We start from the raw sequence: 20721 nt of genomic DNA, 5'->3' as shown, positions 1-20721 counted from the left end.
GGAACATACGGCGCTTCTATGATTGTTTTCTCCTCGTTACAAATTCGTCGCGGCGTGCGCGTCCTGCTGGATAACGCGACTGCTACCATCAACCCGGGTCAGAAAGTGGGGCTGGTCGGCAAAAACGGCTGCGGTAAATCCACCCTGCTGGCGCTGCTGAAAAACGAGATAAGCGCGGATGGCGGGAACTTTACCTTCCCGGGCAACTGGCAGCTCGCCTGGGTGAACCAGGAGACCCCCGCGCTGAGCGAACCCGCGCTCGACTATGTTATCGACGGCGATCGCGAATACCGCAAGCTCGAAGCGGAACTCAACACCGCCAACGAGCGCAACGACGGCCATGCCATCGCCACGGTCCACGGCAAGCTGGACGCTATCGATGCCTGGACCATCCGCTCCCGCGCCTCCAGCCTGCTGCACGGTCTGGGCTTCAGCAACGAACAGCTTGAACGACCGGTCAGCGACTTCTCCGGTGGCTGGCGTATGCGCCTTAACCTGGCGCAGGCGCTGATCTGCCGCTCCGACCTTTTGCTGCTCGATGAACCGACCAACCACCTCGATCTTGATGCGGTTATTTGGCTGGAGAAGTGGCTTAAGAGCTATCAGGGCACTCTGATTCTCATCTCCCACGACCGCGACTTCCTCGATCCGGTGGTGGATAAAATCATTCATATCGAACAGCAAAATATGTTCGAGTACACCGGCAACTACAGCTCCTTCGAGCGCCAGCGCGCGACGCGTCTTGCCCAGCAACAGGCGATGTATGAAAGCCAGCAGCAGCGCGTGGCGCACCTGCAAAGCTTTGTTGATCGCTTCAAGGCCAAGGCGTCAAAAGCCAAGCAGGCCCAGAGCCGCATCAAGATGCTGGAACGCATGGAGATGATCGCCCCCGCGCACGTGGATAACCCGTTCCACTTCAGCTTCCGCGAGCCGGAGAGCCTGCCGAACCCGCTGCTGAAAATGGAAAAAGTGAGCGCGGGCTATGGCGATCGCATTATTCTCGACTCTATCAAGCTCAACCTGGTGCCGGGTTCGCGCATTGGTCTGCTGGGGCGTAACGGCGCCGGTAAATCAACGCTGATCAAGCTGCTGGCGGGCGAGCTTAACCCGGTCAGCGGCGAAATCGGCCTGGCGAAAGGCATCAAGCTTGGCTACTTCGCCCAGCATCAGCTGGAATTTTTACGTGCGGATGAATCGCCAATCCAGCATCTGGCGCGCCTGGCGCCGCAGGAAATGGAGCAAAAGCTGCGTGACTATCTCGGCGGCTTCGGCTTCCAGGGCGATAAGGTGACAGAAAACACCGAGCGCTTCTCCGGCGGCGAAAAAGCCCGTCTGGTGCTGGCGCTGATCGTCTGGCAGCGTCCAAACCTGCTGCTGCTCGATGAACCGACCAACCACCTCGATCTCGACATGCGTCAGGCGCTGACCGAAGCGCTGATTGAGTTTGAAGGCGCGCTGGTTGTCGTTTCGCACGATCGCCACCTGATCCGCTCCACCACGGACGATCTCTATTTAGTGCACGGCGGCAAAGTGGAGCCGTTCGACGGCGATCTGGAAGACTACCAGCAGTGGCTGACGGACGTGCAGAAGCAGGAAAACCAGCCGGAAGAGTCAGCGAAGGACAACGCCAACAGTGCCCAGGCGCGTAAAGACCAGAAGCGCCGTGAAGCGGATCTGCGCACCCAGACGCAGCCGCTGCGTAAAGAGATTGCCCGTATCGAAAAAGAGATGGAAAAGCTCAACGCCACGCTTGCCGCCGTGGAAGAGAAGCTGGGCGACAGCGAACTGTACGATCAGAGCCGCAAAGCCGAACTGACGGACTGTCTGCAAACCCAGGCGAAAACCAAATCCAGCCTCGAAGCGTGCGAAATGGCGTGGCTGGATGCGCAGGAACAGCTGGAAGCGATGCTGCAAGCCGACTAACACGCCGGGAGGGTTATGGGTTTCGATACCACGAGCGAGATTACATTCCGTAAGCTCAGCATCTTCATGACGTTCATGGAGAAGGGCAATATCACACGTACCGCCGAAACGCTCGGCCTGAGCGGTGTCAGCGTACACCGCGCGCTGCATACCCTCGAAGAGAACGTCCGCTGTCCGCTCTTTACTCACAAAGGGCGTAACCTGATAGCCCTCCCCTCCGCGTGGACGCTGCTGGAGTATTGTCAGGAGGTGATGCAGGTGATGGAGCGCGGGCTGGAAGAGTCGCGCAAAATCGCCGGTATCGGCCAGGGGCGATTGCGCGTCGGCACGCTCTACTCGCTGACGCTGGAAACCGTGCCGCGCCTGATAATGGGCATGAAGCTGCGCCGTCCGGATCTGGAGATGGATCTGACGATGGGTTCGAACGAAACCCTGCTCCATATGCTGGATGAGGGGTCGCTGGATGCGATTTTAATCTCTATCTCCGAAAGCGACATCGACCGTAACAGCCTCGAAGTGCTGCCCCTGTTCCATGACGATATTTTCCTTGCCGCACCGGCCTCTGCCACGCTGAATACCCGCGGCCCCGCCGATCTGCGTGACTATAAAGATCAGAAGTTTGTCGCCCTCGCGGAAGGGTTTGCCACTTACGCCGGGTTTCAGGAAGCATTTCATATCGCCGGTTTCGAGCCGGAGATTGTGACGCGGGTAAACGATATTTTCTCGATGCTGAGCCTGGTGCAGGCGGGGGTCGGATTTACGCTGATGCCAGGCAGGATGAAGAAGGTATACGAAAATTCGGTGCAACTTCTGAAGCTGGCACAGCCGTACCAGATGCAGCAGCTGATTGCGATCGTCTTTGCCCGCAACCGCGAGCAGGATCCGAGCCTGCGGGCATTGGCCGCGGAAGGGCGGATGTATGCCAGAAGTTTGCAGGACGGAGCCTGAGGTCTTGCCGGGTGGCGACGCGTTGCGTCTTACCCGGCCTACAAAGCAATCGAACCCGTAGGCCCGGTAAGGCGCAGCCGCCACCGGGCAAAAAATTACGCACGAAGCCGACCCGCCAGATGCACCGCCACGTCCACCCCGCTGCGCTCCAGCGAAATGGATTCGCCTTCCCACGCCGCCTGCCGCGTCAGGCAGGTCAATATGCCTCCCGGCGGCATCTCAATCGCCAGCCGCGCTTCGCGTTCATTGGCAGAAATCACTGCCTCCTGCCAGCGCACCGTACGCGCCATGTTCATCGCCAGGTCGTCGGCAATTTTCTCCGGCTGCCAGAGCACACGCCCGGTGCTGCCGCTCAGGTACGCGCAACGGGGGCGTGAAAGCGTGACCGATTCAAACGCTGCGGCCAGCTTTTTCGCCGGTTCCGCCAGCAGCGCACAGTGCGATGGCACGCTCACCGCCAGCCGCTTAGCCTTGCTTGCGCCCTTCGCCAGCGCGCGCTCCGCCACCTGCGCCATGCCGTCATCGGCTCCGGCAATCACGATCTGCGTTTCGGCGTTCAGGTTAGCGATATAGGTTCCTGTCCCCTGAATCAGGTTTTCCACCTGCGGCAGGGTCAACCCCATTATCGCCGTCAGGCCGTAGCCGTGGGGATACGCCTGCTCCATCAGATCGCCGCGCAGCGCCACCAGCTTCAGCGCGTCCGTAAACTCCAGCGCACCGGCGACAACCGCCGCAGGATAAGCGCCAATGGACAGCCCACTGACGATATCCGGCGACACACCGCGACGTTCCAGCTCACGCGCCCAGGCCACACCGGCAATCAGCAGTGAAAGCTGAACCGCGCGGGTGTGGGTTAACGCGCCTTCGCTGTCCAGGGTATCGACTTCCGCCCCCAGCACAGCACGGGCCTGCTCCAGCTCCGTTCCCGGCAGGTTTTGCAGCATACCTTCATGCTGTGTGCCCTGCCCCGGAAAGGTAAACAGTATTTTCATTACTCCTCCCTGTGCCATGGATCCGCCACCAGACGGGGTCCACATTGCGTTTTTAGCAGCGTTTTGCCGTCGCGTAACCATTCCGCCAGCGCGAATCCGCCCTCGGGCGTATCCACCTGCGTATCCGCCCGGCACAACGCGCGGCTGAGCTGAACCTGCCAGCCAGTAAACGCGTCAGGGGAAACAGCGCGCGGGGCGCGGATCAGCAGATCGAGATCGCTGTCGGCGTGGATCACCGGAATGCCGGTCGCCAGCGCGTAACCCGTACTACCGGTTATCCCCCACGTCCACGGCCACGACTGCTGAGCAAGCTGAAGCGCCACCTGTACCGGCGGCTGGGTGACAAACGGTGAACGCAGCAGATCGGCGGCAACGCTCAAATCTTCGGGCGATACCACGCGCAACACGTTCTCAGGCTTCACCCATCCGACCGCCCGCTGGTCGCGGCGCAATCCGCGCACGCCAACGGGAATACGGCCTTCAATATCAACATCACGCCGCACCACCACCGGCAGCCCGGTATGCCAGGCCGCATCGACCCAGGAGTCGGTGATGCCTTCCAGCGCGTCGTGCGCGGTAAGCCAGATGAGGTCGTGGGGGCGTAATGTTGTAGTCATGATTACATTCCTGAAGTCAGCGAGATAAACAGCGGCAGCGACAGGATACACAGTACGGAGCTTAACAGCAGCACGGCTTCAGCATCCGGCGACTGCACGCCAAAGCGGTTACCGAACACCACGCCGAAGAAGCCCGCAGACAGCGCAATCATCAGGATGGCAGTGATCGCCACGGAGCCGTGCAGACCGAAGATTAAAACGATACCCCAGGCAATCGCTGGCTGGATCAGCAGCTTGGAGATAGTGGAAGTGATCACCATGGTGTTGATCTGAAGTTTACGCGCGGAGAGGATCACCCCGGTCAGGAACAGCGCCGCAGCGGTCGCAGACAGTCCCAGCGGTTTAATCGCCGCCAGTACCAGCTCCGGCATTTTGATGCCGATAGCGGACAGGATCACACCCAGCAGCGGGCCCATCACGATCGGCTTCTTAATGGAACGCCACATCAGCACCGGCAGCATGGAAAGCGTTGAACCGGAGTTGTTGCCTTCGGCGCGGGCTTTCTCACGCTCCAGGATCAGCAGACAGAACGGGGTCATCAACACTGAACCACAGGCGATGGAGACCGCCACGGACAGTGAGGTCGAAGGCCCTTCGCCCAGTACGCTGCCCAGAATCGGCAGGCCAAGCGCCGCATAGTTTGGCAGCGCGACGGTCAAGGTCAGCACGGCCGCATCCTGCGGGGATTTTTTAAACACTTTTGTCGCAAGGAAGTAGATGACCGCATAGGTGATCCACATCGCCAGGGTGAGAACCAGGATCAGCGGCGACTGCGCCACAATGCCGGTCCACGGGGTTTGCACGGTGGCGCTGAACAGCGCGGCCGGGAGAGCAAAATCCATGACGAAGATATTCAGCAGGGAAACATTTTTGTTATCGACCATCTTTGCCTTACCGGCCCAGAATCCCAGCAGCATGATGACGAAAATCGGTGCAAGAGCATGAACAATTACGTAAGTCATAAATCACCTGTAGTAAAAAAGTTTAAGCACTGGCGCGATGTTTATTATTTTCAGGATGCAGATCCCCGCGTGGACGCAACGGGCGCGCCCACGGGGTAATGCCTCTGGCAGGTCTCTTTTTACTTACCAGCTGGCTCGCATACGTTCACGTACGAGCGCCGAGCTGCGGCGGTTGTCAGCACCCAGACGGTTTTTCAAGGTGGTGTCCTGACGAGCGTCACTGATGGCCTGTTGCAGGGTGGTTTTCACCCGCGTCAGATCGCTTTCGGAAGGGGCATCCGGGTTGCTGATGTCCAGCAGGTCGGAAAGCAGCCCCAGGGTGGCGTAGTTGCTGATGTCGTACGCCATGGGCGGGATGGTTGCCGCCAGTTTTTCCAGCGCCTCAACGGTACGCAGCGTAATGCGCGCCGCAGACTCTTTGCCCATAGCGTGGATCAGCACGCCTTTATCGTTGAAGGCAATCAGGCGGTTAGCCTGATAACCGTGGGCCAGAAACGCGCCGGACATGGCCTTACCGACGATAAGACCAATCACCGGGTGCCCCGCCAGACGCGCGTTGGCGTAAGCGGCAGCGGCGCCGGCCAGCGCCTGGTGGATACCAAACGCCTCTTCGCGGCGGCCATAGGCCTGGCTCGGGACGTCGATCACCGCCACAATTGGGCGCTTCACGGCTTTATCGGCGTCAGCGGCGACGGTTTCGCTGACCACTTTTGCCAGTGTCCAGCCTTCCAGCAGCCCCACTTCCCCTTGCGCCGCGCGCGGGAAGTGGTTGTTGGCGTCCGGCACCACGGCGACAAAACGCACCGTTTCACCGTTCAGCTCGCCGTCTGCGGCCTGCACGGAGGGGCATAACCCCTCAATACGTTTGGCGTTCGGCGCGAGGGTTTCCAGCCAGCGTTCGCCACGGCTCATTGCGTTACTCATCATTTCACCTCCCGGGCAAAAAGCGCTTTAATCTGTTCGGCATCGGCCTGTTTGCGGGTGTCGAAATTCGTCAGACGGTTCAGGTAATCGTCGTAATTATCGGTGCGATGTTTCGCCGGTACGCCTTTGGCGATGGCGTCGTTCATCGCAGCTTTCACCGCGTTCACGCCGTCGCCCACCAGCGCGTCCACCAGCCCGCTCTCATAGCGCACTTCGCCGCCGGTCATGCTCCAGATAAACGGACGGTCGCGGGAGTCGTACTCTTCAATGCCCGCTTCCTGCTCGATAACCTGCGGACCGTTGAGGCCGAGTCGCGCTTCGCGGGTTACAATCAGATAGCTGCACAGCGCCGCGGCGATGGACATCCCGCCGAAGCAGCCCACGGTCCCGGCGACAATCCCGACGACCGGGGTATAGCGGCGCAGGTCGACAATCGCGGCGTGGATATCGGCAATCGCCGCCAGGCCAAGGTTGGCTTCCTGCAAACGGACGCCGCCGGTTTCGAGGCACAGCACCGCCTGCGTCGGAATGCCGTTGCGGTTATCTTCTGCCGCCAGCTCCAGCGCCGCCGCCATTTTGGCACCGGACACTTCGCCCATGCTGCCGCCCTGGAAGGTGCCTTCAATCGCCACCACCACCGCAGGCTGGCCGTTGATAGTCCCTTTCGCGACCACCATGCCGTCATCGGCCTGAGGAACAATCCCCTGTGGCCCAAGCCACGGAGAGATAATGCCTTCAAACGGATCCAGCAGTTCGCGGTAGCTGCCGTCGTCGAGCAGCGCCTGCGCACGCTGGCGCGCTTTTAATTCGATAAAGCTGCTGTCATCACGCATGGTTCACCCCTTCAAAAACCTGTTCGATACGAATGCGTGCCACGCCCGGCGTCGCGCCGAAGTCGTGGATGGTCAGCTTACCTGCGGGCAGGCTGCTGACGGTTTGCAGGCGGTTGAACAACGCCTCCCAGCGCCCACGGCTGTTGTCGACGGAGGTGGTGATATCAACGGTTAAGGTCTGGCCCGGTACGGCGGTGAAAAGCACCTCCATATCCCCGGAACCGACTACCCCTGCCAGCGCTCTGCCGCTGACTTCGCGGCTGGCGGGCACGGTCAATGTGATTTTTTCCATAACATCCTCTTAATGCTTTGAATAGGGCGTTTCGACGCGGTCAAGAAACAGCGTGGCGGCAAGCAGGTCTGCGGCGCCGCCCGGCGAAGCGTTAAGCGTCAGCATCTGACGGTCTAACCGCGCCAGCGCCTGCTGCCCCGCGAGCGTTGCGCATCCTCCGGCGTTCAGTACCGCCCGGGCGCCGTTCTGCATGGCGTCCAGCCCCTCCATGCCCGCGCGCGACAGCACGCAGGTGTCGGTGAGCGAAGTCATGATCGCCATCAGCGCGTCGAGTCTGGCCTGCGTTTCACTGCTGCCGTTGAGACGGCTGAGGCGAAGCTGCGGCAGCGCGCGCTGCATAATGTGCGGAAACGCCTGCTGAGCCTCTTCACGCGCGCCCGGCACACGGTAGCGGTGCGTAACGCGTAACCCCTTGCTGAACACTTTCGGCGCCGCGTCATCCGGCAGTTTCGCCAGCTGAGCGGCGGTGTTCGCGACGGTTTGCGCCCGGGCATCGCCGCCCAGCATCGCCACCGCACTGACCAGCAGTCCCAGCGCCCAGATCGCGCCACGGTGCGTATTCACGCCGTCGGTAGCGGCCATCATCTGCCGTTCACCTTCGCGACCCAGGCGGCCAACGGTTTGCCGGAGGGCAATATCCGCCGGACGCTGCCAGCTCTGTTGCGCCAGCGCCTGAAACGTGGGGGTCAGGCTGTGAGCGGAGCGCTCCATCAGCGCAAGCGATAAATCGTAGTGCGCGCCGTTCCCCCGGCTGTCCACCAGACCGGGCTTCGGGCTTAAACGTGCTTCGTCAATCAGACACTGCGTGGCGGTTCGCGCCAGCCATTCGGCACCGCCTTCAACCTGAATCTGGGGCAGAAGTTTCATTACCAGCTCCGGAATTTCGCAGGTGGGTTATACAGACCACCGGACCACTCAACGAGGTCAGCCACGCTGCCCGCAGCCAGCAGAGAGCGGGTGGCGTCGGTACGGCGAATGCCCATATCTTCCGGATAAACAACCTTGCCGCTCTGACGCAGTTCCGCCACGCGTCTGGCGTCAACGCCCAGACCGATATCAGTAATACCCGCCACGGCAGCGACCATGGCGCGACGCTCTTCCAGATCTTTCGCCCGGTAGAGGTAAGCAATGCCCTCTTCCGTCAGCACGTGGGTGACGTCATCGCCGTAAATCATGACCGGTGCCAGCGGCATACCGGAGGCTTTCGCCACGTCAACGGCGTCGAGTTTTTCCACGAAGGTTGGCTTCACGCCCGCCTGGAAGGTTTCCACCATCTGCACAACCAGCTTTTTACCGCGCTGCATTGGGTCAGGCTCGGTGATCATGTTCAGCCAGGCCGGTGTGGCGTGGCGACGACCGTGCGGATCGTGGCCCATGTTTGGCGCGCCGCCGAAGCCGGAGAGACGGCCGCGGGTCACGGTTGAGGAGTTAGCGTAACCATCAACCTGTAGCGTAGAGCCGATAAACATATCGACCGCGTACTGACCTGCCAGCTGGCAGAAGGCGCGGTTAGAACGCATGGAGCCGTCGGCGCCGGTAAAGAACACGTCCGGGCGGGCGCGGATGTACTCTTCCATCCCCAGCTCACCACCGAAGCAGTGAACGCTCTCCACCCAGCCGCTCTCAATGGCGGGGATCAGCGTTGGATGCGGGTTCAGCGTCCAGTGTTTACAGATTTTGCCTTTGAGTCCGAGCTGTTCGCCGTAGGTTGGCAGCAGCAGCTCAATGGCGGCAGTGTTAAAGCCAATCCCGTGGTTCAGGGACTGCACCTGGTGTTCCGCGTAGATGCCTTTAATCGCCATCATCGCCATCAGGATATGTTCCTGTTTGATCAGGCGCGGGTCGCGGGTAAAGAGCGGTTCGATAAAGAACGGCTTGTCGGCCACCACCACGTAATCGATCCACGAGCCTGGAATATCCACACGCGGCAGGTCGCACTCATCTTCCACCAGCTCGTTCACCTGTGCGATGACGATGCCGTCGTGGAATGCGGCGGCTTCCACCAGCGCCGGGGTATCTTCAGTACTTGCCCCGGTGTAGAGGTTGCCTTTGCGGTCTGCTTTAAACCCGGCAATCAGCGCCACGTTTGGCGAAAGGTCGACGTATAAACGTGAGTAGAGTTCGATGTAGGTGTGAATCGCCCCGATTTCGAGCTGGCCATCTTCCAGCAGCTGCGAGATGCGCAGGCTCTGCGTGCCCGAGAAAGAGAAGTCCAGCTTGCGGGCGATGCCTTTCTCAAAGATATCCAGATGTTCGCTGCGGCCCACGCTCGGCATGATCATATGCAGGTCGTGCACGATTTGCGGGTTCACTTCGGCCAGTGAGCGGGAAAGGAAATCCGCCTGCTTCTGGTTGTTGCCTTCCAGAACGACTTTGTCGCCTGGTGCGATCAGTTTTTCCAGCATGGCGACAAGATCGCCGGTTGGCAGTACCTTGCCCTGCACCGGTACGGACGCCAGACGACGCGCTTTCTCGCTGCGTCGGGTGTTCCATTGCCGGGTGGGTGTTTGCCCAGATAACATTATTAACCTCCTGATTCAGCACATCATTCTGATTTGCTTAACGTTGAGTAAAGTGTGCGCGCTGGTGAGAAAGGCATCAATTAAGCGTAGAGCGGAATCATTAGCCTGAGAGTAATAATCAAGGTAAAGAAATGTGATCGGGATCAGTTCATGTTTCGGAAAAACGGGCTAAACGGGGTACAATTCGGAAGGTATAGTTAATTTCTGACAAGAATCAGCATCGCCCTTATGACCCAAATCATTCCCTCAGACTTCGACATTGCAGCCGAAGAGAGCGCAGAGTTCGTGCCCATGCGCGGTGTGGCTAACCCTCACCTGCAAACCATGCTGCCGCGCCTGATCCGCCGCAAGGTACAGTTCACCCCACACTGGCAACGCCTGGATTTGCCGGATGGTGACTTTTTGGATCTCGCCTGGAGCGAAGATCCGGATCGGGCCAGACATAAACCCCGTCTGGTGGTCTTTCACGGTCTGGAAGGCAGCCTGCACAGCCCTTACGCACACGGTCTCATCGAGGCGGCGAAAGCCCGCGGCTGGCTTGGGGTAGTGATGCATTTTCGCGGATGCAGCGGCGAACCTAATCGTCAGAAACGCATTTATCACTCGGGTGAAACCGAGGACGGCACCTGGTTCCTGCGCTGGCTGAGAGACCGTTTTGGCGAGGTGCCAACGGCAGCGGTGGGGTATTCGCTGGGCGGCAATATGCTGGCCTGCCTGCTGGCGAAGGAGAGCGACGCCGTACCGCTGGAGGCGGCGGTGATCGTCTCTGCGCCGTTTATGCTGGAGCAGTGCAGCTATCATATGGAAAAGGGGTTTTCGCGGATCTACCAGCGTTACCTGCTCAACCTGCTGAAAGCCAACGCCGCGCGCAAGCTGAAGGCCTATCCCGATACGCTGCCTGTGACGCTGCAACAGCTCAAACGCGTGAAGCGCCTGCGCGAGTTTGATGATTTGATCACCTCGAAAATTCACGGCTTTGCCGATGCGATTGACTATTACCGTCAGTGCAGCGCCATGCCTTTACTGAATCAAATCACGAAACCTACGCTGATTATCCACGCCAAAGATGACCCGTTTATGGATCATCACTCGATCCCCGCGCCCGAACATCTGCCGGCCAACGTGGAGTATCAGCTCACCCAGTTCGGCGGACACGTCGGCTTTGTTGGCGGCACGCTGCGTCGGCCAAAAATGTGGCTTGAGACGCGTATTCCCGACTGGTTAACGGCTTATCTGGACGGTAAAAAATGATTATTCCCTGGCAGGATCTCTCTCCCGAAACGCTCGATAATCTGATTGAAAGCTTTGTCTTGCGCGAAGGCACCGATTATGGTGAACATGAACGTTCGCTTGAACAAAAGGTCAACGATGTTAAGCGCCAGCTTAAAAGCGGCGACGTGGTGCTGGTATGGTCCGAACTGCATGAGACGGTCAATATCATGCCCCGCAACGCGTTTCATGGCTGATCTTTACACTTTTCCAGTCAGGGAGTTGCTATGTCTGCCAGACATCCGGTTATTGCCGTTACGGGTTCGAGTGGGGCGGGTACCACTACCACCAGCCTCGCCTTCCGCAAGATCTTCGCCCAGCTTAACTTACGGGCGGCAGAGGTAGAGGGCGACAGCTTTCACCGCTACACGCGCCCGGAGATGGATATGGCCATCCGCAAGGCGCGCGATCTGGGTAAACACATCAGCTACTTCGGCCCGGAGGCGAATGACTTCGGCCTGCTGGAGCAAACCTTCCGCGAATACGGGCAGAGCGGCACCGGGCAGTCCCGCAAGTATCTGCACACCTACGATGAAGCCGTGCCCTGGAACCAGGTTCCCGGCACATTCACGCCCTGGCAACCGCTGCCGGAACCGACTGACGTGCTGTTTTACGAAGGATTGCACGGCGGCGTGGTGACGCCTCAGCACGACGTGGCGCGCCATGTGGATTTGCTGGTGGGGGTGGTGCCGATCGTTAACCTTGAGTGGATCCAGAAGCTGACGCGTGACATGAGCGAGCGCGGCCATTCGCGCGAGGCGGTCATGGACTCGGTTGTGCGCTCCATGGAAGACTACATCAACTTCCTGACGCCACAGTTCTCCCGCACCCACATTAACTTCCAGCGCGTCCCCACCGTGGACACCTCCAACCCGTTCGCCGCAAAAAGCATCCCGTCGCTGGACGAGAGCTTTGTGGTGATCCACTTCCGCAACCTGGAAGGCATTGATTACCCCTGGCTGCTGGCGATGCTACAGGGTTCGTTTATTTCGCACATGAATACGTTAGTGGTGCCGGGCGGAAAAATGGGGCTGGCGATGGAGCTGATTATGACACCGCTGGTGCAGCGGCTGATGGAAGGAAAGCAGATCGCGTGACGCCTGTTGCCGGATGGCGCTGCGCTTACCGGGCCTACGGGCGTGCAGTTGTAGGGCGGGTCAGCGAAGCGCCACCCGCCAAAAGATTACGCCTCGATCACTTCATACGAATGGGTGATGTTTACCGCTTTTTCCAGCATCAACGCCACAGAGCAGTACTTCTCCGCAGAGAGATCTACCGCGCGTGACACCGCCGCGTCCTTCAGCGCTTTGCCGGTGACGATAAAGTGCAGATTGATATGGGTAAACAGGCGTGGCGCCTCTTCGCGACGTTCCGACGTCAGCTTCACTTCACAACCGGTCACGTCATGACGGCCTTTTTGCAGGATCGACACCACGTCGATCGCACTGCATCCCCCTGCCGCCATCAGCACCATTTCCATTGGGCTTGGCGCTTTATCACCGGAGTTGCCATCCATCAAAACCTGGTGCCCGGAAGCAGACTCGCCCAGGAACGTTAACCCTTCAACCCATTTCACACGCGCTTGCATATTCACTCACTCCAACGTTGCATTTTTTATGACAGATTACGTGTACGTTACATTTCTCGCAACGGAAGGCGACCTGCGTCATGCTGAAGCGAGACACCAGGAGACACGCGGCGAAAGCTATGCTAAAACACTCTGGATGCTACAGTAATACATTGACGTTACACATGTATGCAGAGGACATCAAACTTTACTGGCTGCGAAACGTTACGACAGCCGACTTCCCAGGTATGGGTAAGAATTCGATTGCAACCCCAGAGTCCGGATGCATCTTATGACTCTGGTGACAGCTTATAACAGAGGATAACAGCGCATGGTGCTTGGCAAACCGCAAACAGACCCGACTCTCGAATGGTTCTTGTCTCATTGCCACATTCATAAGTACCCATCAAAGAGCACGCTGATTCACCAGGGTGAAAAGGCGGAAACGTTGTATTACATCGTTAAAGGCTCGGTGGCCGTGCTGATCAAAGATGAAGAAGGGAAAGAGATGATCCTTTCTTATCTGAACCAGGGCGATTTTATCGGTGAACTGGGCCTGTTTGAAGAAGGCCAGGAACGTAGCGCCTGGGTTCGTGCAAAAACAGCATGTGAAGTGGCTGAAATTTCTTACAAGAAATTCCGTCAGCTGATTCAGGTCAACCCTGACATCCTGATGCGTCTTTCTTCCCAGATGGCACGCCGTCTGCAAGTGACCTCTGAGAAGGTGGGTAACCTCGCCTTCCTGGACGTGACCGGTCGTATTGCGCAGACGCTGTTGAACCTGGCGAAACAGCCAGACGCCATGACCCACCCTGACGGCATGCAAATTAAAATTACCCGCCAGGAAATCGGTCAGATCGTCGGCTGCTCCCGTGAAACAGTGGGCCGTATCCTGAAGATGCTGGAAGATCAGAACCTGATCTCTGCCCACGGTAAAACTATCGTGGTTTACGGAACCCGTTAATTGTGGTCAAACGGCGTGCCGCCGCAGGGTGGCACGCCGTTTTTGTCTCTACTCCCCATGTGGCGCAGGCTGATCTATCACCCGGAAGTTAACTACGCACTGCGACAAACGCTGGTGTTGTGTCTTCCCGTGGCCGTGGGCCTGATCCTCGGACATCTTCAGCAAGGCCTGCTGTTTTCCCTCGTCCCCGCCTGCTGCAACATTGCCGGTCTGGATACGCCGCATAAACGCTTTTTTAAACGTCTGATTATCGGCGGCTGCCTGTTTGCGGGCTGTAGCCTTGCCGTACAGCTTTTGCTGGCTCGTGATATCCCGCTGCCGCTGATCCTGACCGTGCTGGCGATGACGCTCGGCGTCACCGCGGAAATCAGCTCGCTGCACGCCCGCCTGCTTCCCGCGTCGCTGATTGCCGCCATCTTCACCTTAAGCCTTGCGGGCAATATGCCGGTGTGGGAGCCGCTACTGATCTACGCCCTGGGGACATTATGGTACGGCCTGTTTAACTGGTTCTGGTTCTGGCTGTGGCGGGAACAGCCGCTGCGCGAATCCCTGAGCCTGCTCTACGTGCAGCTTGCTGAATACTGCGAAGCAAAATACACCCTGCTCACTCAACATACCGACCCGGAAAAATCCCTGCCGCCGCTGCTGGCGCGTCAGCAAAAAGTGGTGGATCTCATCAGCCAGTGCTATCAGCAGTTGCACATGCTTGCCGCCAACAAAAATCATGAATACAAGCGGCTGCTGCGTACCTTCCAAGTCGGGCTGGATTTGCAGGAGCATATCTCCGTCAGCCTTCATAATCCGGAAGAGGTGCAAAAGCTGGTGGAGCGCAGCCATGCGGAAGCGGTGATCCGCTGGAACGCGCAGACCGTCGCGGCGCGCCTGCGGGTGCTGGCTGACGATATCCTCTATCACCGCTACCCGACGCGCTTTAACATGGACAAACAGCTCGGCGCGCTGGAAAAGATTGCGCGTCAGCACGCGGATAACCCGGTCGGGCAGTTTGCCGCCTGGCATTTCAGCCGCATCGCCCGGGTGTTGCGCACCCAGCGCCCGCTTTATGCCCGGGACCTGATGGCCGATAAGCAAAAACGGCTGCCGCTGCTGCCCGCCCTCAAAAGCTATCTTTCACTGAAGTCTTCCGCCCTGCGCAACGCCGCGCGCATCAGTGTGATGCTGAGCATCGCCAGCCTGATGGGAGTGGCCCTGCACCTGCCGAAACCCTACTGGATCTTAATGACCGTGCTGTTTGTTACCCAGAACGGCTATGGCGCCACGCGGGTACGCATTCTGCATCGGGCGGGCGGGACGATGGCGGGGCTGATTATCGCGGGCGTGACGCTGCACTTCCATGTGCCGGAGGGCTATACCCTGGCCGGTATGCTGGCGATCACGCTGGTGAGTTACCTGATCATCCGCAAAAACTACGGCTGGGCGATGGTGGGCTTTACGGTGACGGCGGTATATACCCTACAACTGCTCACGCTTAACGGGGAACAATTTATTATTGCCCGGCTGGTCGATACGCTGATTGGCTGCCTGATCGCCTTTGGCGGCATGGTCTGGCTGTGGCCGCAGTGGCAAAGCGGGTTGCTGAGGCAGAACGCCCACGATGCGCTGGAAGCCGACCAGCAGGCCATACGTCTTATCCTGAGCGATGACCCGCAGCCTTCTCCGCTGGCTTACGAGCGCATGAAGGTCAACCAGGCGCATAACGCCCTGTTCAACTCCCTTAACCAGGCCATGCAGGAGCCGGGCTTTAACGCGCACTACCTGGCGGATATGAAACTGTGGGTCACGCACAGCCAGTTCATCGTCGAGCATATTAACGCCATGACCACGCTGGCGCGCGAGCACACGATGCTGACGCCGGATCTGGCGCAGCGCTATTTGCAGTCGTGTGAAATTGCGTTGCAGCGCTGTCAGCAGCGTCTGGAGTATGACGCGCCGGGCGAGTCGGGGGATTCGAACATTCTGGAAGCGCCGGAGACGCTGACCCACGGGCCGATGAGCACCCTGGAGCAGCATTTACAGCGCGTGCTGGGGCATCTGAACACCATGCACACCATTTCATCGGTGGCATGGCGTCAGCGCCCGCATCATGGGATTTGGTTAACGCGCCGGTTAAAACGCACCGCGTATTAGCCGCTGACGATCTTCGCGACCGCCGCGGCAAAACGGGCTAACCCGTCTTCGATGTCTTTGTCTTCCACCACCAGCGACGGTGCAAAACGCATCACGTCCGGCCCGGCATTCAACACCATCACCCCTTCATGTGCGGCAGCGTGCAGAAAATCACGTGCGCGGCCTTTGTACTGCGGCTTCAGTTCAGCGCCGATCAGCAGCCCCATCCCGCGGATCTCACTGAAGACATCAAACTGCTCGTCAATATGCTGGAGATGTTTCACAAACAGGTCGCGTTTCGCATTCACGCCATTCAGAACATCCGGCGTATTAATGATGTCGAACGCCGCACCCGCCACGGCGCACGCCAGCGGATTACCGCCGTAGGTGGAGCCGTGTGAGCCAACGTGGAATGCGGAAGCGATATCCTGGGTGGTGAGTACCGCGCTGACCGGGAAACCGCCGCCGAGCGCTTTCGCGCTGGTCAGAATATCCGGCGTGACGCCGTAGTGCATATAAGCGAACAGATCCCCGGTACGCCCCATCCCACACTGCACTTCATCAAACACCAGCAGCGCCTGGTGCTCGTCGCACAGTTCGCGCAGCCCTTGCAGAAATTCTGGGGTGGCCGCCGTGACGCCGCCTTCGCCCTGAATCGGCTCCACCACTACCGCGCAGGTGTGGTCGTCCATTACCGCTTTCACGGCATGCAGATCGTTAAACGGCACGTGGATGATATCCGCAGGTTTCGGACCAAAGCCGTCGGAATACTTCGGCTGGCCGCCAACGGAAACGGTAAAGAAGGAGCGACCGTGGAAGGCGTTATGGAAAGCGATGATTTTGGTTTTGTACGGGCTATGACGCGTGGTTGCGTAGTAACGCGCCAGCTTAAAGGCGGTTTCGTTGGCTTCGGTGCCGGAGTTCATAAACAGCACGCGTTCGGCGAAGGTGGCATCAATGATCTTACGCCCCAGACGCAGCGCCGGTTCGTTGGTGAACACGTTGCTGGTGTGCCACAGGGTTTCGCCCTGCGTTTTCAGCGCGTCCACCAGCGCAGGATGGCAATGGCCCAGCGCCGTCACCGCAATACCGCCCGCGAAATCAACATACTCGTTGCCCTGCTGATCCCAGACGCGGCTGCCTCTCCCCTTCACCGGGATAAACTCAGCCGGTGCATAAATCGGCAGGATCACTTCATCGAATGTCGCGCGGGTAATTGCTGGTTGTTCAGTTGCCATGTCATGACCATCCATTTTTATGTCACAGTTATTGTGAAAATATAATCACAAAATATGCATAAAAAATCACAGCAAAGCAACAGATATTCAGCGATTAAGGAAATTGGCCAGCAGCGCGTGCCCCTGTTCGCTGAGAATGCTTTCCGGGTGGAACTGCACGCCTTCCAGATCGTACTCCCGGTGACGAATGCCCATGATCTCCTGCGTCTCGCTCCAGGCGGTAACCTCAAAGCATGACGGCAGGGTCGGCGGATCAATCACCAGCGAATGGTAGCGCGTCACGGTTAACGGGTTGTTCAGCCCCGAGAACACGCCCGTACCGGTGTGCGTGACCGGTGAGGTTTTGCCGTGCATGACTTTCGCGGCACGGACAATGGTCGCGCCAAAGACCTGCGCAATGGCCTGATGGCCCAGGCAGACGCCCAGAATCGGCACCCTGCCCGCGTAGTGGCGGATCGCCTCCAGCGAGATACCGGACTCCGACGGGGTACACGGCCCCGGCGAAATCACGATCTTCTGGGGTGCCAGCGCGTCAATGTCAGCCAGCGCGATTTCATCGTTACGGCGGACAACCACCTCTGCCCCCAGCTCACAAAAATACTGGTAAAGGTTCCAGGTAAAGGAATCGTAGTTATCAATCAGCAGAATCATGGCGGCTCCTGAAAAAATGGCCGCCCTATTTTACGCAGATTCCCGCGCTTCGCTCACCACTTTGGCAAAGATGGCGTTCAGAGCGGTCAAATCCCCCATCGCCCCGCTCTGGTTGGCGGATGCCCAGTCGTCCGGATCGATACCCTGCCAGTTCAGCACGTACCCCGCATGGATTGCCAGTTGTTCAAAGAAGATCCGTTGGGCCACGCCATTACCGCTCATGAACGGATGTAGCATGTTGATTTCACAGTAGTAATGACTGATTCTGTCTGTGAATTCCTCTTTCTCAAGGCCAACCAGATATTTATCACTTTCCAGCGCCGCCATCAGCTCATTTCCCACCTTCTCGATGTACTCGAAATGGCAAAAAGGAATATCACCCTTGGAAATATCGGCGGTACGCAGCTCGCCAGCCCCTTTCATTTCGTTGCGGAATAAATGGCGGTGAATAAGGCACAGATGGGGTAAACCCGGTGCCGAAGGCCCCAGTTCTAGCGTCTCGATGTCGGGTTTAGCGGGGCCCTTGCCTTTTTCAAGGAGGAAACTGGCCTGAAAATTGACGTTACGTTGTTGTTCCCAGAGACGGGATTTTTGCTTGTCGGTGAGTTTTTTCACTTAACGCCTCCCTGAATAGTCCGTTTGCCACAAGTATAAGCAGCAAAACGCGCTTTCGCCGGGAGGGCGGAAAGACACGGGCAAGATATGCCCGTGTGAGGGAACGATTACGGCAGCACTTTCGCAGAGAGAATGACCACTGGCTTAGATGGCACATTCTGGTATGGACCGACGTCGTGCGTCTGAACCTGAGAGATCTTATCCGCCACGTCCATACCTTTCACCACTTTGCCGAACACCGCGTAGCCAAAGTCGCGCTGGCCGTGGTCCAGGAAGGCGTTATCAGCCACGTTGAGGAAGAACTGGCTGGTGGCGCTGTCTTTATCCGCCGTACGCGCCATGGAGATGGTGCCGCGCTTGTTCAGCAGGCCGTTATCCGCTTCGTTTTTGATGGGCGGGTTAGGCTGTTTCTGCTGCATCTGCTCGTTAAAACCGCCACCCTGAATCATAAAGCCCGGGATCACGCGGTGGAACGTGGTGTTGTTATAAAAACCACTGTTCACGTAGTCGAGGAAGTTTTTCACCGAAACAGGGGCTTTCTGGCTATCCAGCTCCAGCTCAATATTCCCCGCAGAGGTAGTCAGCAGGACGTGGGGGTCTCCTTTGGCTGCCAGCGCAGCAGGGGAAACGGCAGAAAGAGCAAACACAGCTGCGACAGCCGCCAGTGTTGATTTGAGCATGAGAATTCCTTAACAAAGCGCAGTATAAAAAGCGAATGGCTTGATTCTAAAGAGCAGTATGAACCCAGACCAGTCTTTTACCTAATTTTACCAATTTGAAACAATTATTACCGCGCAAACGATTGTTCACCCCGCAACGTAATGTGATCTACATCACGTTAAAACCTGCAATTGTGCTCAAATGTTTCCGAAAAGATTTAATTAGATCACTTTCGCGACTAAAATCTGCCCGCTCAAACGCAGTCATTGCGTTTTTCCTTACTTTTAACAGGCCAGACATGACTAACAGCAATCGCATCAAGCTCACATGGATCAGCTTCTTCTCTTACGCCCTGACCGGCGCGTTGGTGATCGTCACCGGGATGGTGATGGGAAATATCGCAGAGTATTTCCAGCTGCCCGTTTCCAGCATGAGTAACACCTTCACCTTCCTGAACGCGGGGATCCTGATCTCTATTTTCCTGAATGCCTGGCTGATGGAAATCGTACCGCTGAAAACCCAGCTACGCTTCGGCTTCGTGCTAATGGTCGCCGCCGTGGCGGGCCTGATGTTGAGCCACAGCATCGCCCTTTTCTCTGCCGCTATGTTCGTGCTGGGCCTGGTGAGCGGGATCACCATGTCGATCGGTACGTTCCTGATCACCCATATGTATGAAGGCCGCCAGCGCGGCGCGCGTCTGCTGTTCACCGACTCCTTCTTCAGCATGGCCGGGATGATTTTCCCGATGGTCGCCGCGTATCTTCTGGCGCGCAGCATTGAGTGGTACTGGGTGTATGCCTGTATTGGTCTGGTTTATGTCGCGATCTTCATTCTGACCTTCGGCTGTGAGTTCCCGGTGCTCGGCAAAAAAGCGCAGACTACGTCCGAGGCGGTCGCGAAAGAAAAATGGGGTATCGGCGTGCTGTTCCTCTCCATCGCCGCGCTGTGTTACATCCTCGGCCAGCTGGGCTTTATCTCCTGGGTGCCGGAATACGCAAAAGGTCTGGGCATGAGCCTGAACGACGCGGGTAAACTGGTGAGCGATTTCTGGATGTCTTACATGTTCGGCATGTGGGCGTTTAGCTTTATCCTGCGCTTCTTCGACCTGCAACGTATTCTGACCGTCCTGGCGGGTCTGGCAACCGTACTGATGTATCTGTTCATCAACGGTTCCCCGGAACATATGCCGTGGTTCATTTTGACCCTGGGCTTCTTCTCCAGCGCGATCTATACCTCAATCATCACCCTTGGCTCTCTCCAGACCAAAGTGGCCTCGCCAAAGCTGGTGAACTTCGTGCTGACCTGCGGCACCATCGGCACCATGCTGACCTTCGTGGTCACCGGCCCGATTGTTGCGCACAGCGGCCCGCTGGCGGCGCTGCATACCGCTAACGGTCTGTACGCCGTGGTGTTCATCATGTGCTTCGTGCTGGGCTTTGTAACCCGTCACCGTCAGCACAATCCGGCAACGGCTACCCACTAATCGCCGTAACCCCTTTGTCTGGTACAAAGGGGTTTTTACCCCGCTCCTCCGCCCTGCCCGTCGATTCGCAAAAACCCCACAAAATTTGTGCAAAAAACAAGCAAGCACAAAAATCGAACAATATCCGCCACTTATAA

At 58.1% G+C, this 20721-nt stretch carries 21 protein-coding genes; 8 read left to right on the top strand and 13 right to left on the bottom strand.

The window, feature by feature from the left end; translation table 11 throughout:
• Positions 1-18 precede the first annotated feature (18 nt).
• Together ACOTX7_RS07540 and ACOTX7_RS07535 are read left to right on the top strand one after the other, a co-directional pair.
• Complete coding sequence (locus ACOTX7_RS07540; RefSeq protein WP_221256545.1) at positions 19-1923, top strand: ABC transporter ATP-binding protein; 1905 nt, start codon at positions 19-21, stop codon at positions 1921-1923.
• Between the two features lie 15 nt (positions 1924-1938).
• Positions 1939-2871: a LysR family transcriptional regulator gene (locus ACOTX7_RS07535; RefSeq protein WP_221256546.1), complete on the top strand. Its 933-nt coding sequence runs from the start codon at positions 1939-1941 to the stop codon at positions 2869-2871.
• 95 nt (positions 2872-2966) lie between these two features.
• On the opposite strand, the gene mdcH is transcribed toward ACOTX7_RS07535, so the two are convergent.
• From mdcH to mdcA, 8 genes are all read right to left on the bottom strand, one after another.
• On the bottom strand, positions 2967-3863 hold the full coding sequence (gene mdcH / locus ACOTX7_RS07530) for a malonate decarboxylase subunit epsilon (RefSeq protein WP_205922717.1): 897 nt from the start codon (positions 3861-3863) through the stop codon (positions 2967-2969).
• A complete protein-coding gene (locus ACOTX7_RS07525; protein WP_221256547.1) occupies positions 3863-4480 on the bottom strand; it encodes a malonate decarboxylase holo-ACP synthase in 618 nt (205 codons plus the stop codon). Before ACOTX7_RS07525 ends, mdcH begins: the two co-directional genes overlap by 1 nt.
• Positions 4481-4482: 2 nt before the next feature.
• Positions 4483-5442, bottom strand: coding sequence for an AEC family transporter (locus tag ACOTX7_RS07520; RefSeq protein ID WP_221256548.1), 960 nt, complete (start codon positions 5440-5442; stop codon positions 4483-4485).
• A 123-nt stretch (positions 5443-5565) separates the two neighbouring features.
• The gene (gene mdcE / locus ACOTX7_RS07515) at positions 5566-6366 is read right to left on the bottom strand and encodes a biotin-independent malonate decarboxylase subunit gamma (protein ID WP_221257179.1); all 801 of its coding nucleotides are present in this window, start codon (positions 6364-6366) and stop codon (positions 5566-5568) included.
• Positions 6366-7199 carry a biotin-independent malonate decarboxylase subunit beta gene (locus ACOTX7_RS07510; RefSeq protein WP_001204087.1) on the bottom strand — a complete coding sequence of 278 codons (834 nt, stop codon included), beginning with the start codon at positions 7197-7199 and terminating at the stop codon, positions 6366-6368. The genes mdcE and ACOTX7_RS07510 overlap by 1 nt, the downstream gene beginning before the upstream one ends.
• Positions 7192-7491: a malonate decarboxylase acyl carrier protein gene (gene mdcC, locus ACOTX7_RS07505; RefSeq protein ID WP_221256549.1), complete on the bottom strand. Its 300-nt coding sequence runs from the start codon at positions 7489-7491 to the stop codon at positions 7192-7194. The genes ACOTX7_RS07510 and mdcC overlap by 8 nt, the downstream gene beginning before the upstream one ends.
• A 9-nt stretch (positions 7492-7500) precedes the next feature.
• The gene (locus tag ACOTX7_RS07500) at positions 7501-8358 is read right to left on the bottom strand and encodes a triphosphoribosyl-dephospho-CoA synthase (protein WP_221256550.1); all 858 of its coding nucleotides are present in this window, start codon (positions 8356-8358) and stop codon (positions 7501-7503) included.
• A complete protein-coding gene (mdcA, locus tag ACOTX7_RS07495; RefSeq protein ID WP_221256551.1) occupies positions 8358-10013 on the bottom strand; it encodes a malonate decarboxylase subunit alpha in 1656 nt (551 codons plus the stop codon). Before mdcA ends, ACOTX7_RS07500 begins: the two co-directional genes overlap by 1 nt.
• A 228-nt stretch (positions 10014-10241) precedes the next feature.
• Between mdcA and ACOTX7_RS07490 the strand changes: the two genes are divergently transcribed.
• The 3 genes from ACOTX7_RS07490 to ACOTX7_RS07480 are packed head-to-tail and all read left to right on the top strand — an operon-like array spanning position 10242 to position 12379.
• Positions 10242-11264: a hydrolase gene (locus tag ACOTX7_RS07490; protein WP_221256552.1), complete on the top strand. Its 1023-nt coding sequence runs from the start codon at positions 10242-10244 to the stop codon at positions 11262-11264.
• The gene (locus ACOTX7_RS07485; protein WP_003861664.1) at positions 11261-11479 is read left to right on the top strand and encodes a YheU family protein; all 219 of its coding nucleotides are present in this window, start codon (positions 11261-11263) and stop codon (positions 11477-11479) included. The genes ACOTX7_RS07490 and ACOTX7_RS07485 overlap by 4 nt, the downstream gene beginning before the upstream one ends.
• 30 nt (positions 11480-11509) lie before the next feature.
• Complete coding sequence (locus tag ACOTX7_RS07480; protein ID WP_003861663.1) at positions 11510-12379, top strand: phosphoribulokinase; 870 nt, start codon at positions 11510-11512, stop codon at positions 12377-12379.
• Positions 12380-12465: 86 nt separating this feature from the next.
• Here the strand turns inward: ACOTX7_RS07480 and ACOTX7_RS07475 are convergent, their stop codons facing one another.
• The gene (locus ACOTX7_RS07475) at positions 12466-12870 is read right to left on the bottom strand and encodes an OsmC family protein (protein WP_047353775.1); all 405 of its coding nucleotides are present in this window, start codon (positions 12868-12870) and stop codon (positions 12466-12468) included.
• Between the two features lie 310 nt (positions 12871-13180).
• Here ACOTX7_RS07475 and crp point away from each other — a divergent pair, with 310 nt between their 5' ends.
• Both crp and ACOTX7_RS07465 read left to right on the top strand, forming a co-directional pair.
• Complete coding sequence (gene crp / locus ACOTX7_RS07470) at positions 13181-13813, top strand: cAMP-activated global transcriptional regulator CRP (protein ID WP_000242758.1); 633 nt, start codon at positions 13181-13183, stop codon at positions 13811-13813.
• Positions 13814-13870: 57 nt separating this feature from the next.
• Positions 13871-15958, top strand: a complete 2088-nt coding sequence (locus ACOTX7_RS07465; RefSeq protein WP_221257180.1) for a YccS/YhfK family putative transporter — start codon at positions 13871-13873, stop codon at positions 15956-15958.
• Here ACOTX7_RS07465 and argD read toward each other — a convergent pair.
• From argD to ppiA, 4 genes are all read right to left on the bottom strand, one after another.
• On the bottom strand, positions 15955-17175 hold the full coding sequence (argD, locus tag ACOTX7_RS07460) for a bifunctional acetylornithine/succinyldiaminopimelate transaminase (protein ID WP_221256553.1): 1221 nt from the start codon (positions 17173-17175) through the stop codon (positions 15955-15957). The two genes, ACOTX7_RS07465 and argD, sit on opposite strands and share 4 nt — an antisense overlap.
• An 87-nt stretch (positions 17176-17262) precedes the next feature.
• Entirely contained in the window at positions 17263-17826 is a 564-nt protein-coding gene (pabA, locus tag ACOTX7_RS07455; RefSeq protein ID WP_047353773.1) for an aminodeoxychorismate synthase component 2, read from the bottom strand.
• 30 nt (positions 17827-17856) lie between these two features.
• Positions 17857-18441, bottom strand: coding sequence for a putative adenosine monophosphate-protein transferase Fic (locus ACOTX7_RS07450; RefSeq protein ID WP_221256555.1), 585 nt, complete (start codon positions 18439-18441; stop codon positions 17857-17859).
• Between the two features lie 107 nt (positions 18442-18548).
• Positions 18549-19121, bottom strand: coding sequence for a peptidylprolyl isomerase A (gene ppiA / locus ACOTX7_RS07445; RefSeq protein ID WP_000920483.1), 573 nt, complete (start codon positions 19119-19121; stop codon positions 18549-18551).
• 278 nt (positions 19122-19399) lie between these two features.
• Here ppiA and tsgA point away from each other — a divergent pair, with 278 nt between their 5' ends.
• Positions 19400-20584 (top strand): MFS transporter TsgA, encoded by a 1185-nt coding sequence (tsgA, locus tag ACOTX7_RS07440; protein WP_221256556.1) that lies wholly within the window; start codon positions 19400-19402, stop codon positions 20582-20584.
• Positions 20585-20721 lie beyond the last annotated feature (137 nt).

It is taken from the genome of Enterobacter cloacae complex sp. IR5418 (genome assembly GCF_049238105.1).
GTDB lineage: Bacteria > Pseudomonadota > Gammaproteobacteria > Enterobacterales > Enterobacteriaceae > Enterobacter > Enterobacter hormaechei.
The sequence above is the reverse complement of the archived record's forward strand: the minus strand, read 5'-3'. Positions and strand labels throughout refer to the sequence as shown.

What these genes read in the sequence shown, in the direction of transcription:
- mdcA (WP_221256551.1), bottom strand. Translation starts at nt 10,013, where the DNA reads ATGTTATCTGGGCAAACACCCACCCGGCAATGGAACACCCGACGCAGC.
- ACOTX7_RS07465 (WP_221257180.1), top strand. Translation starts at nt 13,871, where the DNA reads ATGTGGCGCAGGCTGATCTATCACCCGGAAGTTAACTACGCACTGCGA.
- ACOTX7_RS07535 (WP_221256546.1), top strand. Translation starts at nt 1,939, where the DNA reads ATGGGTTTCGATACCACGAGCGAGATTACATTCCGTAAGCTCAGCATC.
- mdcE (WP_221257179.1), bottom strand. Translation starts at nt 6,366, where the DNA reads ATGAGTAACGCAATGAGCCGTGGCGAACGCTGGCTGGAAACCCTCGCG.
- mdcC (WP_221256549.1), bottom strand. Translation starts at nt 7,491, where the DNA reads ATGGAAAAAATCACATTGACCGTGCCCGCCAGCCGCGAAGTCAGCGGC.
- ACOTX7_RS07490 (WP_221256552.1), top strand. Translation starts at nt 10,242, where the DNA reads ATGACCCAAATCATTCCCTCAGACTTCGACATTGCAGCCGAAGAGAGC.
- argD (WP_221256553.1), bottom strand. Translation starts at nt 17,175, where the DNA reads ATGGCAACTGAACAACCAGCAATTACCCGCGCGACATTCGATGAAGTG.
- tsgA (WP_221256556.1), top strand. Translation starts at nt 19,400, where the DNA reads ATGACTAACAGCAATCGCATCAAGCTCACATGGATCAGCTTCTTCTCT.
- ACOTX7_RS07485 (WP_003861664.1), top strand. Translation starts at nt 11,261, where the DNA reads ATGATTATTCCCTGGCAGGATCTCTCTCCCGAAACGCTCGATAATCTG.
- crp (WP_000242758.1), top strand. Translation starts at nt 13,181, where the DNA reads ATGGTGCTTGGCAAACCGCAAACAGACCCGACTCTCGAATGGTTCTTG.
- ACOTX7_RS07500 (WP_221256550.1), bottom strand. Translation starts at nt 8,358, where the DNA reads ATGAAACTTCTGCCCCAGATTCAGGTTGAAGGCGGTGCCGAATGGCTG.
- ACOTX7_RS07480 (WP_003861663.1), top strand. Translation starts at nt 11,510, where the DNA reads ATGTCTGCCAGACATCCGGTTATTGCCGTTACGGGTTCGAGTGGGGCG.
- ACOTX7_RS07475 (WP_047353775.1), bottom strand. Translation starts at nt 12,870, where the DNA reads ATGCAAGCGCGTGTGAAATGGGTTGAAGGGTTAACGTTCCTGGGCGAG.
- ACOTX7_RS07540 (WP_221256545.1), top strand. Translation starts at nt 19, where the DNA reads ATGATTGTTTTCTCCTCGTTACAAATTCGTCGCGGCGTGCGCGTCCTG.
- ppiA (WP_000920483.1), bottom strand. Translation starts at nt 19,121, where the DNA reads ATGCTCAAATCAACACTGGCGGCTGTCGCAGCTGTGTTTGCTCTTTCT.
- ACOTX7_RS07510 (WP_001204087.1), bottom strand. Translation starts at nt 7,199, where the DNA reads ATGCGTGATGACAGCAGCTTTATCGAATTAAAAGCGCGCCAGCGTGCG.
- mdcH (WP_205922717.1), bottom strand. Translation starts at nt 3,863, where the DNA reads ATGAAAATACTGTTTACCTTTCCGGGGCAGGGCACACAGCATGAAGGT.
- ACOTX7_RS07525 (WP_221256547.1), bottom strand. Translation starts at nt 4,480, where the DNA reads ATGACTACAACATTACGCCCCCACGACCTCATCTGGCTTACCGCGCAC.
- ACOTX7_RS07520 (WP_221256548.1), bottom strand. Translation starts at nt 5,442, where the DNA reads ATGACTTACGTAATTGTTCATGCTCTTGCACCGATTTTCGTCATCATG.
- pabA (WP_047353773.1), bottom strand. Translation starts at nt 17,826, where the DNA reads ATGATTCTGCTGATTGATAACTACGATTCCTTTACCTGGAACCTTTAC.